The organism is Bilifractor sp. LCP21S3_F8 (genome assembly GCF_052117805.1).
Lineage (GTDB): Bacteria > Bacillota > Clostridia > Lachnospirales > Lachnospiraceae > Bilifractor.
This window is the reverse complement of the sequence record NZ_JBQKIK010000035.1, coordinates 12,954-27,826: the sequence shown is the minus strand read 5'-3', so window position 1 is coordinate 27,826 and position 14,873 is coordinate 12,954. Positions and strand designations below refer to the sequence as shown.

Annotated in this window: 11 protein-coding genes and 3 pseudogenes; 5 read left to right on the top strand and 9 right to left on the bottom strand. The window is 43.2% G+C overall.

Annotated features, from left to right (window positions below):
• Positions 1–316 precede the first annotated feature (316 nt).
• The 3 genes and pseudogenes from ACTQ3A_RS12695 to ACTQ3A_RS12685 all read right to left on the bottom strand — a co-directional run.
• On the bottom strand, positions 317–475 hold the full coding sequence (locus ACTQ3A_RS12695) for a hypothetical protein (protein WP_441495064.1): 159 nt from the start codon (positions 473–475) through the stop codon (positions 317–319).
• Positions 465–758 carry a type II toxin-antitoxin system RelB/DinJ family antitoxin gene (locus tag ACTQ3A_RS12690; RefSeq protein WP_441099381.1) on the bottom strand — a complete coding sequence of 98 codons (294 nt, stop codon included), beginning with the start codon at positions 756–758 and terminating at the stop codon, positions 465–467. Before ACTQ3A_RS12690 ends, ACTQ3A_RS12695 begins: the two co-directional genes overlap by 11 nt.
• Positions 759–1,115: 357 nt before the next feature.
• Positions 1,116–1,403 (bottom strand): annotated as a pseudogene (locus tag ACTQ3A_RS12685) (transposase domain-containing protein); the annotation flags it as partial.
• A 161-nt stretch (positions 1,404–1,564) separates the two neighbouring features.
• On the opposite strand from ACTQ3A_RS12685, the gene ACTQ3A_RS12680 reads away from it, so the two are divergent.
• Together ACTQ3A_RS12680 and ACTQ3A_RS12675 are read left to right on the top strand one after the other, a co-directional pair.
• Positions 1,565–3,442, top strand: coding sequence for a tyrosine-type recombinase/integrase (locus ACTQ3A_RS12680; protein WP_441495063.1), 1,878 nt, complete (start codon positions 1,565–1,567; stop codon positions 3,440–3,442).
• On the top strand, positions 3,435–4,415 hold the full coding sequence (locus ACTQ3A_RS12675; RefSeq protein ID WP_441495062.1) for a tyrosine-type recombinase/integrase: 981 nt from the start codon (positions 3,435–3,437) through the stop codon (positions 4,413–4,415). Before ACTQ3A_RS12680 ends, ACTQ3A_RS12675 begins: the two co-directional genes overlap by 8 nt.
• A gap of 165 nt (positions 4,416–4,580) precedes the next feature.
• On the opposite strand, the gene ACTQ3A_RS12670 is transcribed toward ACTQ3A_RS12675, so the two are convergent.
• Together ACTQ3A_RS12670 and ACTQ3A_RS12665 are read right to left on the bottom strand one after the other, a co-directional pair.
• Positions 4,581–5,102: an ATP-binding protein gene (locus ACTQ3A_RS12670; RefSeq protein WP_441495061.1), complete on the bottom strand. Its 522-nt coding sequence runs from the start codon at positions 5,100–5,102 to the stop codon at positions 4,581–4,583.
• Between the two features lie 237 nt (positions 5,103–5,339).
• Positions 5,340–6,269 (bottom strand): hypothetical protein, encoded by a 930-nt coding sequence (locus ACTQ3A_RS12665; RefSeq protein ID WP_441495060.1) that lies wholly within the window; start codon positions 6,267–6,269, stop codon positions 5,340–5,342.
• Between the two features lie 112 nt (positions 6,270–6,381).
• Between ACTQ3A_RS12665 and ACTQ3A_RS12660 the strand changes: the two are divergent.
• The 3 genes and pseudogenes from ACTQ3A_RS12660 to ACTQ3A_RS12650 all read left to right on the top strand — a co-directional run.
• Positions 6,382–6,672: pseudogene (locus ACTQ3A_RS12660) on the top strand (site-specific integrase); the annotation flags it as partial.
• A gap of 108 nt (positions 6,673–6,780) precedes the next feature.
• Complete coding sequence (locus ACTQ3A_RS12655; protein ID WP_441495059.1) at positions 6,781–7,422, top strand: tyrosine-type recombinase/integrase; 642 nt, start codon at positions 6,781–6,783, stop codon at positions 7,420–7,422.
• 112 nt (positions 7,423–7,534) lie between these two features.
• Positions 7,535–7,822: pseudogene (locus ACTQ3A_RS12650) on the top strand (transposase domain-containing protein); the annotation flags it as partial.
• A gap of 226 nt (positions 7,823–8,048) precedes the next feature.
• On the opposite strand, the gene ACTQ3A_RS12645 reads toward ACTQ3A_RS12650, so the two are convergent.
• From ACTQ3A_RS12645 to ACTQ3A_RS12630, 4 genes are read right to left on the bottom strand one after another with little or no spacing between them, the layout of a single operon-like run.
• Positions 8,049–9,668, bottom strand: coding sequence for a glycoside hydrolase family 13 protein (locus ACTQ3A_RS12645; RefSeq protein WP_441495058.1), 1,620 nt, complete (start codon positions 9,666–9,668; stop codon positions 8,049–8,051).
• Positions 9,669–9,681: 13 nt separating this feature from the next.
• Positions 9,682–12,390 carry a glycoside hydrolase family 66 protein gene (locus ACTQ3A_RS12640; protein WP_441495057.1) on the bottom strand — a complete coding sequence of 903 codons (2,709 nt, stop codon included), beginning with the start codon at positions 12,388–12,390 and terminating at the stop codon, positions 9,682–9,684.
• Positions 12,387–14,171: a glycoside hydrolase family 66 protein gene (locus ACTQ3A_RS12635; protein ID WP_441495056.1), complete on the bottom strand. Its 1,785-nt coding sequence runs from the start codon at positions 14,169–14,171 to the stop codon at positions 12,387–12,389. The genes ACTQ3A_RS12640 and ACTQ3A_RS12635 overlap by 4 nt, the downstream gene beginning before the upstream one ends.
• The gene (locus tag ACTQ3A_RS12630) at positions 14,057–14,848 is read right to left on the bottom strand and encodes a carbohydrate ABC transporter permease (RefSeq protein WP_441495335.1); all 792 of its coding nucleotides are present in this window, start codon (positions 14,846–14,848) and stop codon (positions 14,057–14,059) included. Before ACTQ3A_RS12630 ends, ACTQ3A_RS12635 begins: the two co-directional genes overlap by 115 nt.
• Between the last annotated feature and the right edge of the window lie 25 nt (positions 14,849–14,873).

Here is a 14,873-nt window from a genome sequence, read left to right as displayed (position 1 = left end):
TTCTAGTCAACTCAATTATACCAAAGGCACAGCGTCTATGCCTTTTTAATTGCCTACATTATTGAGTTTTCAAGGTTCAACACACCTTTTGAGTGTGGGAAGTTTTAGTTACTAAATACAAATTCAATGTATACAGAAAGATATAAGGAGTGGGAGGGATTCCGCCGTAGTTGGCATTGTAGGAAAATCCAAAAGTTTAGATTTTCCCACAATGCTTATCTTTTGGTCTTTGGTTCGGAATAGTGTAGTGCTGGCGGTCTATCTCTTGTTTTCGGTTGCTTGCTTCCTTACCGTACATGAGCATTATCACACGGCTTCAAACTTCCTGCAACACTTTTAAGGCTCTGAATAGTAGCCTCAAAATCATCCAAAACATTTTTCGCCGCCTGATCACTTTTTTCACCATAAGCAAATATCTGATGTATTGATTTAGATCTTCTTCTGCATCTGCTGTTACTACTACTTTATATTCCATACTTTTCTCTCATATCAGCAATAACAGCATCCGCAGATCGATAGTTACCCTTTGATGCAGATACTCTTGATTTCTCCAGTTTCTCCAACATCATTTCTTCAGACATGGCAGCATACGGATTATGCTCCACCCGTTTTATCTCAAATGGGAAACCGTTATTTGCAACAGCTTGTGTCAAAAACATCCGAATTGCAGAAGTCGTATCTGTACCAAGATCTTTAAACAACTGGTCTGACTTTCTCTTTAACTCATCATCAACACGTACTTGAATTGTACTTGCCATTCATTATTCCTCCATTTCTTTTTTATTATTTTAATACACATTCATTGCTGTTTCAATTTATTTGTATTGATTTTGCATCCAACTGCAGCCATCCGCCCGTTTTTCAGGCATTTGTGAGAAATGGCCTCTAATGAGCGTGGATTATCACCGGTGCTCTCGCATGATCAGCGCAACGAACGCCTTTGTCGAACCAAAGACCCGAAAATCGGTAAATAATCCGCTCGTTAGAACAATCGTTATTATTTTAGATTCCAGCTAATATGTAGAAGGGGGTTTTAGACGGTAAGTGGTAAATAATTGGTACCTTGACAAAGTTAAGGCCGCTCCTTTCGGAACGACCTCATGAACAAACATTGATCATTTTTTCGATGGCTTTGACTTCGGCGGATCGCTTTTCCGTATGTAATCCGGAAGCTTCTCGGACCAAGGCAGCAGATCCTCTATGAAGGAATCATTTTCCAACGCCCCATGTTTCGGGATCTCCTCCAAGAGATACTTGAAATACTCATACGGCTTTAGGTGATTCACTTTTGCCGTTTCGGCGATGCTGTACAATATCGCGCTGGACTTCGCCCCGTGGATGGTGTCTATGAGATACCAGTTCTTCCGTCCGATTGTGAAGCTGCGGATACCTCGCTCCGCCGCTTATCCATATATCAGCATAAGCCGCCTTATACTCAGGATATTTTTATCCTCACCTTTTGTCAAAAAGCGCATAGACAGCTAAGTTTTTCATATAAACATGTGGATAACATTTCTTTTGTTTCCGATAATGGAATCACCAAATCATAAGGAGGTGATTCCCAGTGAAACAATTCGAAGCAAATGTAACCACTGTTATGAAGTTTTTGGAAGATGAAAGCTTCAGTACATCCGTAATCAGTGAACACAGGTTATGCTACAAGAAACTGCACATCTATCTTGAGGCATCTGGTAAGTGTTATACCCCGGAGATCGCTTATCAATGGATCGAAGACAACAAAGCGTCTTGGAACCACTGGCATTATACAGGATATCGGCACTGCATTGACCAGTTGGAAGATGTCCGTTTGACAGGTTCCATATCTTTGAACCATTTATCTTACAGGAAATCTGCCTATTCCCAGCTAAATCCTGTTTTTCGGTCCGTGCTGGACATCTTTATCCGTGATTATCATGAAAACGATGACCGGTACCGGATTGCATGTGCAAGATTTCTTCTGTATCTACAGAACAACGGGCTTGGCAGCATATCAGAGCTTGACTACGATATACTGTTGCAGTTCCACAAGGAGGATTATCACTCTTCATACAAGACGAAGGATGTTTACGAGGATCTTATTCGGAAGTTTTTAAAGTATCTTGCTGAAAAGGATATATGTTCCCATGGTTTAGCTCTTGCTTTAAACAAGCTGTTAATCCACCAGATCATCAGGATGACAGATGAAGAGCTTTGCATGGCTTCCGGTAAAACGTATCCTCCTGTTACAGAAAGCCTGATCGATGAGTTTCTTGCCGGTATGGCTGAAACCCGCTATGGCAGAACCGTATTGAAAAGCTCCAGACATATCCTTACACTGTTGTATGTGTTTCTGGATATGCACCATGCCGTTTTGAATGACGGGCTTCTGTGGATTTGGTTCAGCCGGGTGAAGCCACTTCTGGGTTCTGGATGGAAACAACACCGTCGCTCCCTGTGCCAGTTTTTGTATTTCATGGAAACGGGATCCATCATGACTGGTTATACTGGAGACCCTCAACGCGTGCGTCCGGAGGAATTGCTTCCCAATTGGCAGATTGACCCGCTCACCGATTACCTGCGCTTGTTAAAACATGAAGGCTGGCAGCCGTCCACCATAGCAATGCATAGATCGAGCAACTTACGTCTCTGCAGATACCTTCAAGATACCGGCATCGGCAGTTTCGCAGCGCTCACCCCAGCCGTATTGAAGGATTTCAACCTGCAGGACCATCATAGTACACCGGAAGGAAAGGCGGCATACAACTGCCGCATACGCAGCTTCATCATCTATCTTTACGAACAGGGGCTGATTGAAGATCCATTCTTGTTCAAGGCACTGCCAACAGCAGCGGCACCAAAGGTATCTGTTACACGTACTCTTTCCAAAGAAGAAGTTGCCTTGATCTGGTCCGTCGATCCTGACGCGCTTTCTCCGAAAGCCCTTCGGGATTATGCAATGGTATGCATTGGACTCTCAATGGGTTTCCGAGCATCAGATATAATAGGCCTATGTTTTGAAAACATAAACTGGAAACAGCGCAGTATCCGTATCATCCAGCAGAAGACCGGTAAGATCCTTCTCATGCCGATGCCTGTAAGGACTGGGAACGTCCTGTTCCGTTACCTCCGTGATGGACGGCCAAAAAGTAACGAGCCTTTTGTTTTCATCTGCCATGAAGCTCCTTACAGCCAGTTACATAGCAGTGTATGCGCCAAAGCCTTGACAAGGTTCATCGGCCCTTCAGCAGAACCTGGCCGTGGTTTTCACGTCGTAAGGAAGACATTTGCCACGCAACTCCTTGAAGGCAATACAAAAGTTGAACTGATCTCCGATTCTCTTGGACATTCCACCGACGGCACCGTCGATAAGTATCTATCCTTGGATGAAAAGCGGATGCGGATGTGTCCATTATCTCTGGAGGAGGCTGGTATCTCTTACGAAGGAGGTGCTTTCCATGCATAAGGTGTATCAGTATGGCAGCGTTTTTGCAGATCTAATAAAGGATTACATCGCATCTCGTCGTGAAGCTGGGTTCATGTACGATAATCCCGCATACTGGCTGTATCGCTTTGACCAGTACTGCCATGAAAAAGAGGTCACAGAAACAGTAGTTACAAAGCCATTATTCGAAGCATGGGCCATGAAATCCGATACAGAAACAAAAGTGACACAAAACAATCGACTTCAGGCACTGCGGAACTTCTGCGTTTATCTTAACACGTTAGGTCTGCCCGCTTACATTCCGGCGATCCTGCCCCGACCGGAAAAAGTAGTCCCTTATCTGATGAAGGATGAAGATATCTGGGAATTCTTTGAGCAAGTGGATCTTTATGTGACAACCGATCACGTGCCGACGTTTCAAAGAATGGCCTGTGAATATAAGGTGCTGTTCCGCCTGATTTACTGTTGCGGGCTTCGCAATAATGAAGCATGTTCTTTGAAAACTGAAAACATCGATACGGATAACGGTATCCTCACGATTTATCATTCCAAAGGCAGAAAAGACAGGATTGTTTATCTGTCCGGGGACCTACTCAAACTTTGCCAGGACTATCGTCAATGGCTGAATGCACAGCTTGATATCCCATCGGAATGGTTCTTTCCGGGCAAATACCCTGAACGCCATATCCCAAAGACCTCGGTGAATCGCAAGTTCAACGAGTTCTGGAACGGTACCAGAGCTTCAAAAGCCTGCGATAAGAAGCCTACCGTACACTGCCTGCGCTATGCGTTTGTGATTAAAAGGATCAACTCCTGGATGGAGGCTGATATCCCGTTACATGCGATGATGCCCTATCTGAGCAGTTATCTCGGCCATATGGGGCCGATGGAAACGTATTATTACTTCCATCAGATCGAGGATGCTTTCCAGACTGTACGCCGAAAAGACGTTGTTTCACCACGAGTGATCCCGGAGGTGCCGTATGAAAGATAAAAGATTCGATGAGCTGTTTTTTTCTGCAAACAGCCACTTTCTGCGGACAGCAGGGCCGCATTTTCCGGACGGTTCGGGCCATATTAAACGGACAGCCTGGGAGATCAGTAGGGCAGAGGGTACTCCGCCCTACTGATCAGTATTGATCGGTGTTCCAGAAGAAAGCTATGCTTTCTCAATCAGTACAGTAAATCCTGTCGTCAGTCTGCGTCTGATCCCGTCAAGCTTACCGTAGCATTCCTTCTCGTCACTCAGCTGGTTTCCCCACTCATCTGGAGAATACTGACAGCTGAAGAGTGTGGAGGTGCCAAGGTCATCCCGAAGCTTTATGAGATGATACAGGATCTTGATCCCTTCTTCTGAATACCTGCTTATGGCAAAATCATCAATGAACAGCAGCTGGATCCGTGCATAGTACCTGATCCTCTTGCGGTACTTGTTCAGGTCTTCCTGACGGTTGAGGACGATCAGTTCGTCTAGCAGGTCACTATAGTCTACGAACTTACAACGGTAATTACGTCTGCATGCTTCCACACAACAGGCAGACAGGAAATAAGACTTGCCGGCATCGGTGACTCCATAGATCCCGACGTTCTGCCAATTCTCAGCGAAATGAAATTTCAGGATCTGTTCAACGGTGGCATCATTGTAGATGCGTCCGTTGCCGGTTTTCAGATTCTCGGCCAAAGCACCTTTATTGATCAGGCTGCTGAGTCGCAGATCTTATTCTTCATTGCCAGCCTCCGTTTCCTGATGCTTCAGCAGGTTCTTAAGGGAATACTTGCTGTCATCATCTTTGTAGGGCGCCGGATACGGCTGTTGCAGCATCTTCGTTGGGGCTACTCTGTGGCATTGTACTTTGCAACGGTTCTTTATGGTAAGTTGAGATTGTGTTACAGATATAGGAATGGTTGCATCTCCCAGCTAAAACGGCGTCTTTACAGCAACGTTCCAGGGCTTCCGCTTCTCAGCATCCACCTTTTTCATCAGGACACGGTTTAAATCATCCAGCGAATATAAGACCATATCTTCCATATCCATGAGGATGTGCATGGGAATGATCTTTACGTGGCCTTCCACAACTGGTTTCCAGCGGGGGGATTTCACTTTGGCAGGGGTTAAAACCGTATTGTTATGTTCTGCCCATGCCTGGAAATCTTTATTCAGGACAGGGCTGGTCCAGTCCTTGTTCCGGGCAACTGCCACTTTGCAATTATCCGGGGTGATCGTCGGCGTCACGCCGCCAAAATAAGTCAGAGCATTATTATTGACCCGGATCCAGTTCCGGATATCGCATTCGGTCATTCCTTCAGCGTAAAAGTAATCACTGTAGGTGAGGGCAGCGATAAAGATCGTGACCTTTGTGGTCTCATCCGGGTTCCGGCGGTTATGCAGATAGAGCTGCTTCCCCGCATAGTCCAGCTCGAGATTGACACCGGGATAACGCGGGATGTGGAAGGTCAGCTGTTTGGAATCAGCCCATTCGCTGTAACGCCTGCAGTACTGGCGATAGCTCATTGGCTTCTTTCCATCTACGACACCTATGGCATTGTATTTCTGCCACAGATGCTTCAGGGTCTCTCCTTTGCGGGACAGAGCCTTGTAGACAGCTTCCTTGTTAAAATCCCGGTAGAGGAGCTGATCCGCCGATACACCAGGCTTTTTATAAAGCATGTTTCCGATGTATTCATTCGGGACATCTGCCGGTAAAGGGTATGAAAGTTCCGAATTCTCTCTGAAACACTTCAGGAACTCGTTGACAGTTGTTTTGCTGCAGTCGCCGCAGCTTTCGGCGATTTCACGGCAGCTGAGATGGTTCACAAAGGGAAGCCTTAGTACTTTTTTGTAATCCATAGTAGGACCTCCAGATATAATATTTCTCCATTTTAAGGAGATGCGCTTATTATATCTGAAGATCTATTGTCCGGTTAATGTGTCCTTACTTGTCCGCTAATTATGTCTCAGACTGTCCGCCGAATATGGCACAGATGTCCGTTTAGCCCGACAATCTGCATTTTCAAAGACACATGAATTCCTTGACGGATATCTGACATCACAATGCTCCAGAAGCCCGCATACAATAAAAGCTTACCGGGATGCACTGACGGTATTTCGGCGGTATGTTACATCACAGGGGATATCACTGAAAAAGTTTGGCTTCGAAGATTGTACCCGTGATTTCCTGCTTGGATTCATGGAATACCTGCAAAAGACCGGATACGAAAAATCCTCGTGCAACCAGCGCCTTGCTGCGATAAAGTCTTATATGTGGTATGTCGCGGACGGGGATATCACCTGGCAGCAGGATGCCTTGATGGTATCAAGGGTTCCTTTCCTCAGGACTCCTGATAAAGAAAGGGAGACCTTGAGTGAAGAGTGCTTAACAGCGTTATTTACTGCACCGTCCAAGGACAAACGCGGAATTCGTGATTCAACGATCATGATCATCCTGTATGATTCGGCGGTACGCCTCAGCGAACTGATCGGCCTGACAGTATCGGATGTAAATCTCCGGAAGAGTATCCCTTATCTCAGGATCAGGGGAAAGGGAGACCGGGAGCGTATCGTTTCCATCTCCGATAGTGCTGCGAACCATCTAAGAAATTACATGGATCTTTACCATGGTTCGAGTTCGCCTGAGACAGAAAGGCTTTTTTATACCGTAATTCACGGCGAGCCCCATCCTATGTCACCGGGTAACATTGCGCGTATCATCGATAAATATGTTCGGATCGTCAGGCCGGACCATCCGGACCTTCCTGAAAAGGTCCACCCGCATATGTTCCGCCGGACGCGTGCAACAAATCTTTACCAAAGCAACATCGAGTTGGAACTGGTCTCAAGGATACTCGGCCATACATCAACCCAAACGACCCGGATCTATGCGAAACCGTCGCTTGAAATGCTGAAAGCTGCAATGGATCAGAGCAATCCCGAATTGAATGCCGAGAAGCCGTTATGGCCTGACGATGAAGATGAATTCGCCCGTATCTGCGGATTAAGGTAAAATATTTATTCTCATCTTTTGTCAGGTGAACGCAGTGTTTATACGCACCTTGATAAAAGATGAGGATAAAAATATCCTGAGTATAAAGCGGCTTATCCATATATCAGCATAAGCCGCCGAGCGAGGTATCCGCAGCTTCACAATCGGACGGAAGAACTGGTATCTCATAGACACCATCCACGGGGCGAAGTCCAGCGCGATATTGTACAGCATCGCCGAAACGGCAAAAGTGAATCACCTAAAGCCGTATGAGTATTTCAAGTATCTCTTGGAGGAGATCCCGAAACATGGGGCGTTGGAAAATGATTCCTTCATAGAGGATCTGCTGCCTTGGTCCGAGAAGCTTCCGGATTACATACGGAAAAGCGATCCGCCGAAGTCAAAGCCATCGAAAAAATGATCAATGTTTGTTCATGAGGTCGTTCCGAAAGGAGCGGCCTTAACTTTGTCAAGGTACCAATTATTTACCACTTACTGATGTTTTCGCCTTTCATGCAGGATAGATGAGAAACTGATAGACTGATACATATATTCAACGCCCGGGCCGAAAATCGGTCCGGGCGTGTTGGTAATTGTAATCAAGGCAGAATGCCAAAGTAAAATAAATACTAATTATTTCAAATGCGCTACTTCAGATAAATCCGGGCCTCATACGGTTTCAAATATGACCCCGGCTCTGCATAATTACTTTTCAGAAGTGTTCCGTGTGTATAATCCTTAGGAATCACCTCTTTCAATTCCTTTGCACCAATATTGCAAATAACATACAGTGTCTGCTCTTTCCATGTCCTTTTATATGCAAATATATCTGGATTATCACTCATAAGGAGTTGATAATCTCCCTCAATAAAAATAGGATATTTCTTACGAAGGGCAATAAGGTCTTTGTAATAGGCAAATACAGAATCATTGGTATGGGTCTCATCTTCCGCATTGATTTGCATATAATTAGGATTCACTCTCAACCATGGTTCTCCATCGCTAAACCCGGCATTCTTACTGTTATCCCACTGCATCGGTGTTCTCGCATTATCACGCCCCTTTGCATGAATGGACCGCATGACATCGGCCTCGGAATAACCTTTAGCAAGTCTCTCCCTGTACATATGCAACGTTTCAATATCCCGATAATCCGATATATCATACGAAGCATTTGTCATGCCCAGTTCTTCTCCCTGGTAAATATAAGGCGTTCCCTGCATACCATACAGCAGAGTAGCCAGCATTTTTGCAGATTTTATACGGAATTTCCCATCATCACCCCAACGGGATACGATTCTCGGAAGATCATGGTTGTTCCAAAACAAACTGTTCCAGCCGCAGCCATGTAGTCCAATTTGCCACTTGCTAAGAACCTTCTTGAGTTTTATCCAATCCAATGGTGCCAGATCCCACTTCTCTTTTCCGGGGATCTGGTCTAACCCAATGTGCTCAAATTGGAAAACCATAGAGAATTCCCGTCCACTGGGGTCGCTATAGATTTTTGCGTCTTCCACAGTAGCTCCCCATGCTTCGCCCACCGTCACAAGATCGGTTCCTCCGAATGTATGCCTGTTCATCTCACGAATGTATGCATGCAGCATAGGCCCATTGTTTGTGATTTTCAAATCCGGCTCTTTCGCAATCTGGTCAATCACATCCAGCCGGAAGCCGCCAACACCACGTTCAATCCAGAAATTGATGATTTTATAGATCTCTTTCCGGACTTTAGGATTATCCCAATTCAAATCGGGTTGTTTTACGGAAAACTGGTGGAAATAGTATTGCTGTACACTTGGTACCCAGGTCCAGGCAGGACCACCAAAGCAGGCTTTCATGTCGTTTGGTGGTACATCCTTGCTTCCATCTCGCCAGATATAGTAATCGTGGAAGGGATTGTCTCTGCTTTTCCTCGCCTGTATAAACCAAGGATGCTCATCCGAAGAATGGTTCAATACTAAATCCATAATAATACGGATGTGCCGCTTCCCCGCCTCACTAATCAAGGCATCCATATCGGTCAATGTTCCAAACATAGGATCAACATCACAATAATCTGAAATGTCGTACCCATTATCGTCCTGCGGTGAACGATAGACCGGGCTGAGCCAGATCGCATCGATCCCCAGATCAGCTAAATAATCCAGGCGGCTGATAATACCTGGTATGTCACCGATTCCATCGCCGTTGCTGTCCTGAAAGCTGCGTGGGTAGATTTGATAGATTACCGCACTTTTCCACCAGAGGCTTTTTTCAGTTGTCTTCATTGCCCACACTCCTTTACACAGATTTCGAGATATGAAGGCAGTCAAGATTTATATATCCATCGTTGGCATTACCACAATAAACTACCATGCGCTGAATACCTGCACGAAGATGAACTGTAGCCTCGCTTGTACTCCATTCCTCCCAGTTGCCTGTTCGTGGGAAAGAAATGCTACCATATCCGTATCCATTGATATACAATTCACGTTTTGGTGTGCCATCCACGGCTGCAGAATAAACTAAGGAAAGCTTATAATCACCAGTCTCAGGAACAAAAAAGTCCATTGTGACAGCATCACCTGCTTCACCATAAGAATCAACAAATCCTGTTCCGGAATATCCACTATGATTAGTGTTCTTGGATACATTTGTAAGAATTGAATCCTCTGCTTCGACAGTCCCTGTCGGAGTATTGTCGTTATAACGGATATAAATCATATCCCAATATTCAAGTGACGGAACCTGGATTTCAATATACTTCCCGGCTCCATCTGTTTGCACATTATATGTCAGATCAGTACTGATACAATCTGTGTCCGGAGTAGCACAATAAACCCCACTTACATCCTTATATTGTGGGATATAATACTTAACTGTTAAATTCTTCTTCGTGTTGGGCGTGCCAGTAACATTTCGCCAATCTTCATCATTTTCACCCGTCAGGTTAACCAGGTGAATCATACCATATTCATCACCTTTATTCTTAATAACATACCAAATTGTGCCCGGTTTTGCATCGCCAGAAATTGTTTCGTTTGAAATACTGATGTTTTGAAATCCTGTATCCGATGGCAAAACATCCTTATCATAGAGCAAATTCTCATAAGCGGTAATAAACTGATACTGATTATACATTGCTTTTTTAAGACTAGAGATCATCGATTTCGCTGCTTTCGGATAATAGGGATTCCCAAGCATAGATACATCGTTAAAGTTCTTATCGCTATTTGATGTTGTAGACATTCCGCTTCCCATTTCAATGTGCATTGCACCACTTGCTGCAATTGCAGCATTAGTCAGACGGACAGAATTTTCATCATACAACCCAAGAGTAACTGTCTGAAGCCGAATATCTCCTCCCTTATCATCAGCATCTTGCTGAATGGACAATGTATGCATTCCTTTTGTTAAGTATAAATTTTTAGGAGCAGTAAAAGAAGCATCATAAGAATAGTAATACCAATCTGGCTCTGCAGGGATAATTCCATTTCTTGTAGAATCAAAATATGCAGTCATGTACTTTGTTCCATCTAAATATATACTTTTACTTGCTTGTGTATCCGTACCATTGGCAGCCAGGAAAACGAGAGAATAATTTCCATCTTCAGGCGCTTCAATCGTTATTTCTGCCCGATCTCCAACCTCATCAAATCCTGTAATATAGGTAACACCACTTTCGCTGTTTGTATGGACACCGGTCAACCTTGCATTGCTATATGAATAAGATGTATCATTGATGTCGTATTGATTCATATAGGCTGCCAGCACAATAGCTTTTCCACCGTCCTGCAACTTCTGCCAGTTAATAAAATCATTTACCTTTTTATATGTATCACTGTTGCCCCACAACTCACTAAAAGCAAAATCAGTATTTGCCTTAGAAATAATACTTTTTGATGAAAAGTAATCTTCTACTCCACCATTAACAGCATTCATTGTAACAATATTCTTAGAACTGTTATTTTCTATGAGTTGACGCTTGATTGCATTGGTAAACGGCGCAAAAGACTCTCCCAAATTCACAGAATTGCCATAATAATCATAATATCGTGCATTTTTACCCCAAAAATCACCCATCTGATCGATCTGAATTCCATCGAATCCCAAATTATTAATGGCGCCTTTATACTGGTTCGCCATATAATTCTGCCAATCCGTATTTAATGGATTAAACGTCATAAGTAACGGTGCAGGTTTTCCTTCCAGAGGAAAGAGATACTGCCCAATTCCAGAAATCGTATTATTGTCAGAAGGATCATAATTTATATTATGATTTGTTTTACTGGAGTATAGTCCCCACTTAGGATCTACACCATTTTCTGTATATCCTTCACGTGCCATATAAGACATCTGATAAGCCATTGCCTTTTGATTATAGGCGTGACCAGCATCAATACGCTGCTGAATTGTCTGTTTTGAGAGGGTATGTCCAAACATATCGACCCACTCATTACCCTCATCAGGAAGAATTTTTTCATGCCGATACATCCAGTCATAATATTGTACAATATTAACATGGTAAACTTGAGCGAGTTCTTTCATCATTGCGTTGCTCTCAGCGGGAGACTCACCTGGCATAAAATCTACACTATATCCATAACGGGGATAAGTTGTCACATCACTAGACACATCAATTGCTGAAACGATTTGTTTTCCATCAATCGTAATTGTTACCAAATATCCTTGATGATCTGTTTCCGGCGGAGTCCAGCTGATTGGAACTGTTGTCTTCCCACCATTTGCGGTAAATGTTACATCCTTTTCCCAAACAGTCTCATTGAGGTGGGTAATTTGAACATGCGCTGTCTTCATTCCAGTCGCGCCACTAACATCAAAATAAATCGTTGCTGACTCTCCTGGTGTATAAGTAGCTTTATCAACATATGCTTTTGTAATGGATGGTGTATTGACATCCTCAGCAAAAGTTGTTGCGGGGAATATGCCTAATGCAATGCAAAGGGAAAGTACAATGGAAGTCATTTTTATAAAAGAATGCTTTTTCATATCGTTTCCTTTCTTGTGTCAATCCAAATAGTTGTCCAATAGTTCAGATATGGTACTTTAAAATCAATAAAATTGCCAATTTTAGTAGCATGTTCTGTAAAATAAAGCTCTACTACATCCATATTTTCACCATCAGGGCTACTAAAGCAGACTCTTTCAACCGGAGTATCTACCTGTACGGTAAACTTGATATCTTTTTGGATATTCGCCTCCTCTTTACCTTCGTTCCAATAATCTTCATGTTGTCCGCACAAATTGAGCAAATAAATGCACTTGCGATCATCTTTTTCACGAAGAATCATCCAGATTTTTCCAGCTTCACCGTAAGAACTCACATTATGGCTGGTGCACTTATACTCATAGTTATCCCAGCCAGTATGCGTCATTGTCACATCTAGCAATTCAGGATCAAAGAACAAATTTTCATAACGAATCATATAATCATAGTATCGTCTGACAGTTTCTGCCTCTGAATCACTGAACTTCGTATAATCACTGTAATATCCTTGTGTCAATGCCGCTTGGTTTTCACCTGTAAAAAGATGTGTGGCCCCATTTGAAACAATAGTCCCCATCAACAACTTGGCTGCAGGGAGGGCTTTTTCACGTTTACCCTCACGAAATGGCTTCAGATAGGCTGCCAGAATAATGCTTTTATCATCTTTTGCATAATTTCTTGCATCCCGAATAAGCTGGGCGATACTAGCATACCTGTCGTAAGGCGGCCACACCTCAATATAGACAGCATCTTGTTTTCTATCGGCTGTCTTATAGACAGGCCATGCTCCAACATTATTGAAAATCAAGTAAGGTTCTTCCTCACCATGTACATTTTCGCGTGCTTCATCAATAAGAGAAGGAAACTCATCTTCCAATTTGATTTTCTTCGGAGTTGTGTCTAAATGAGAATATGCCGTTTTGGGAAATCCATAAGTATCCATATGAATGCCAGAAAAACCCATGATGGTTATTGCATCTTGATATTCGCTAAAAAGATGTTCCCTCCAAGGCGACCCTTTTGCAATATTCATAATATAGAACACATCAATAAACACAAATGGATCCTGACAGGAATTGTAGAATGCCCATCTCGGATGCTTTTCAAAAAATACTTTACTGGCAGCATACACAGCTCCATATGCAGTCGGGTGCATTCCCATTTTTTTGGCCTTTACGATTTTTGCTTTGACTGTACTTCTGGATATTTCCTTTCCCATCATATCATGATAATCCTCATGCGGAGACACAAGGCAATCGTGACGGTAAGACCAGTCATAAAACTGAACCAAATTAATATGGCATTTTAACAGCCATTCCAGTGCCCCATTGTTGCGGTCACCTTCTGTAAAGTCGCTTAAGAAGCCATACCGTAAAACTTTTCGGGAAGATTCGGCAACATCAAAAGCAGTCTGTAATATTGGTTTTTCTAAATTGCCTTGCTGATAAACATTTACGCCATATCCAGCAAAGGTTGCAGAAAACGAACCTACGGATACTATCGTTTTTTTCTCTGTCAAAACAAGGTTTTGCTCCTTGATAGTTTTAGAGAGAAATAACACATGGATATGAACAGATACAGGCAACACCTCATCACATATGATGCAAAGATTTACTGTTTCATCTATACCAAACTGTGCTTTTAAAGGATAAATGTCCATCTTATTCCTTACCCCTTGATAGCGCCTTCCGTAAGCCCTTTCATCAGGCTCTTCTGGAAAACAAGGAAAACTACAACAACCGGCACAATGGCAATAACTGCTGTAGCAGCCATCAAATTCCATTTCGCACCTGCAAACTGCTGAAAATATACGGACAGTGCCTGCGGTACATTATGTTTGTCACTACTTTGCAGGAAAAATACCGCCTGCGAATAATTATTCCAGATACCAAAGCCATTTAAAATAACAACAGCCGAAATAGACGGCCTCAGAAGCGGAAAAACAATTCGCCAAAAAGCCATAAACTGTGTACATCCATCCATTACTGCAGCTTCCTCAAGTTCTTTTGGCAATGCACGGATAAAGCTAGAGAAAACAAAAACCGCCTGTGGGAGAGCAAGCGTTGCACAAACACAGGACATACCCCACAATGTATTGACTGCTTTGATCTTAATCATCAAAGTGTAAAGTGGTACTGTATTGATAATTCCAGGAATCATCATGCAGCAAAGCATAATATTGAATACTGTACGATTAAACTTGTTCGGATATCTGGCAACTGCATAACCAGCCATTGCTCCAAGGAAAACAATCAGCAGTAACGCGATCAGAGTAATAATGCCAGAGTTGATCATTGCGCGGCCAATATTGGATTTAGCCCACCCTTCTGCATAATTTCCAAAATAAAAATCTGGAATCAGAACATTGCCCTCATACATATTACTGCCCGGTTTATTAAGCGATAAAATCAACAAAACCACAAATGGGCAAAGGCAAAGCAGACAAATCAAAATAATCACCAAATAACGAAGAAAAGATGTCTTC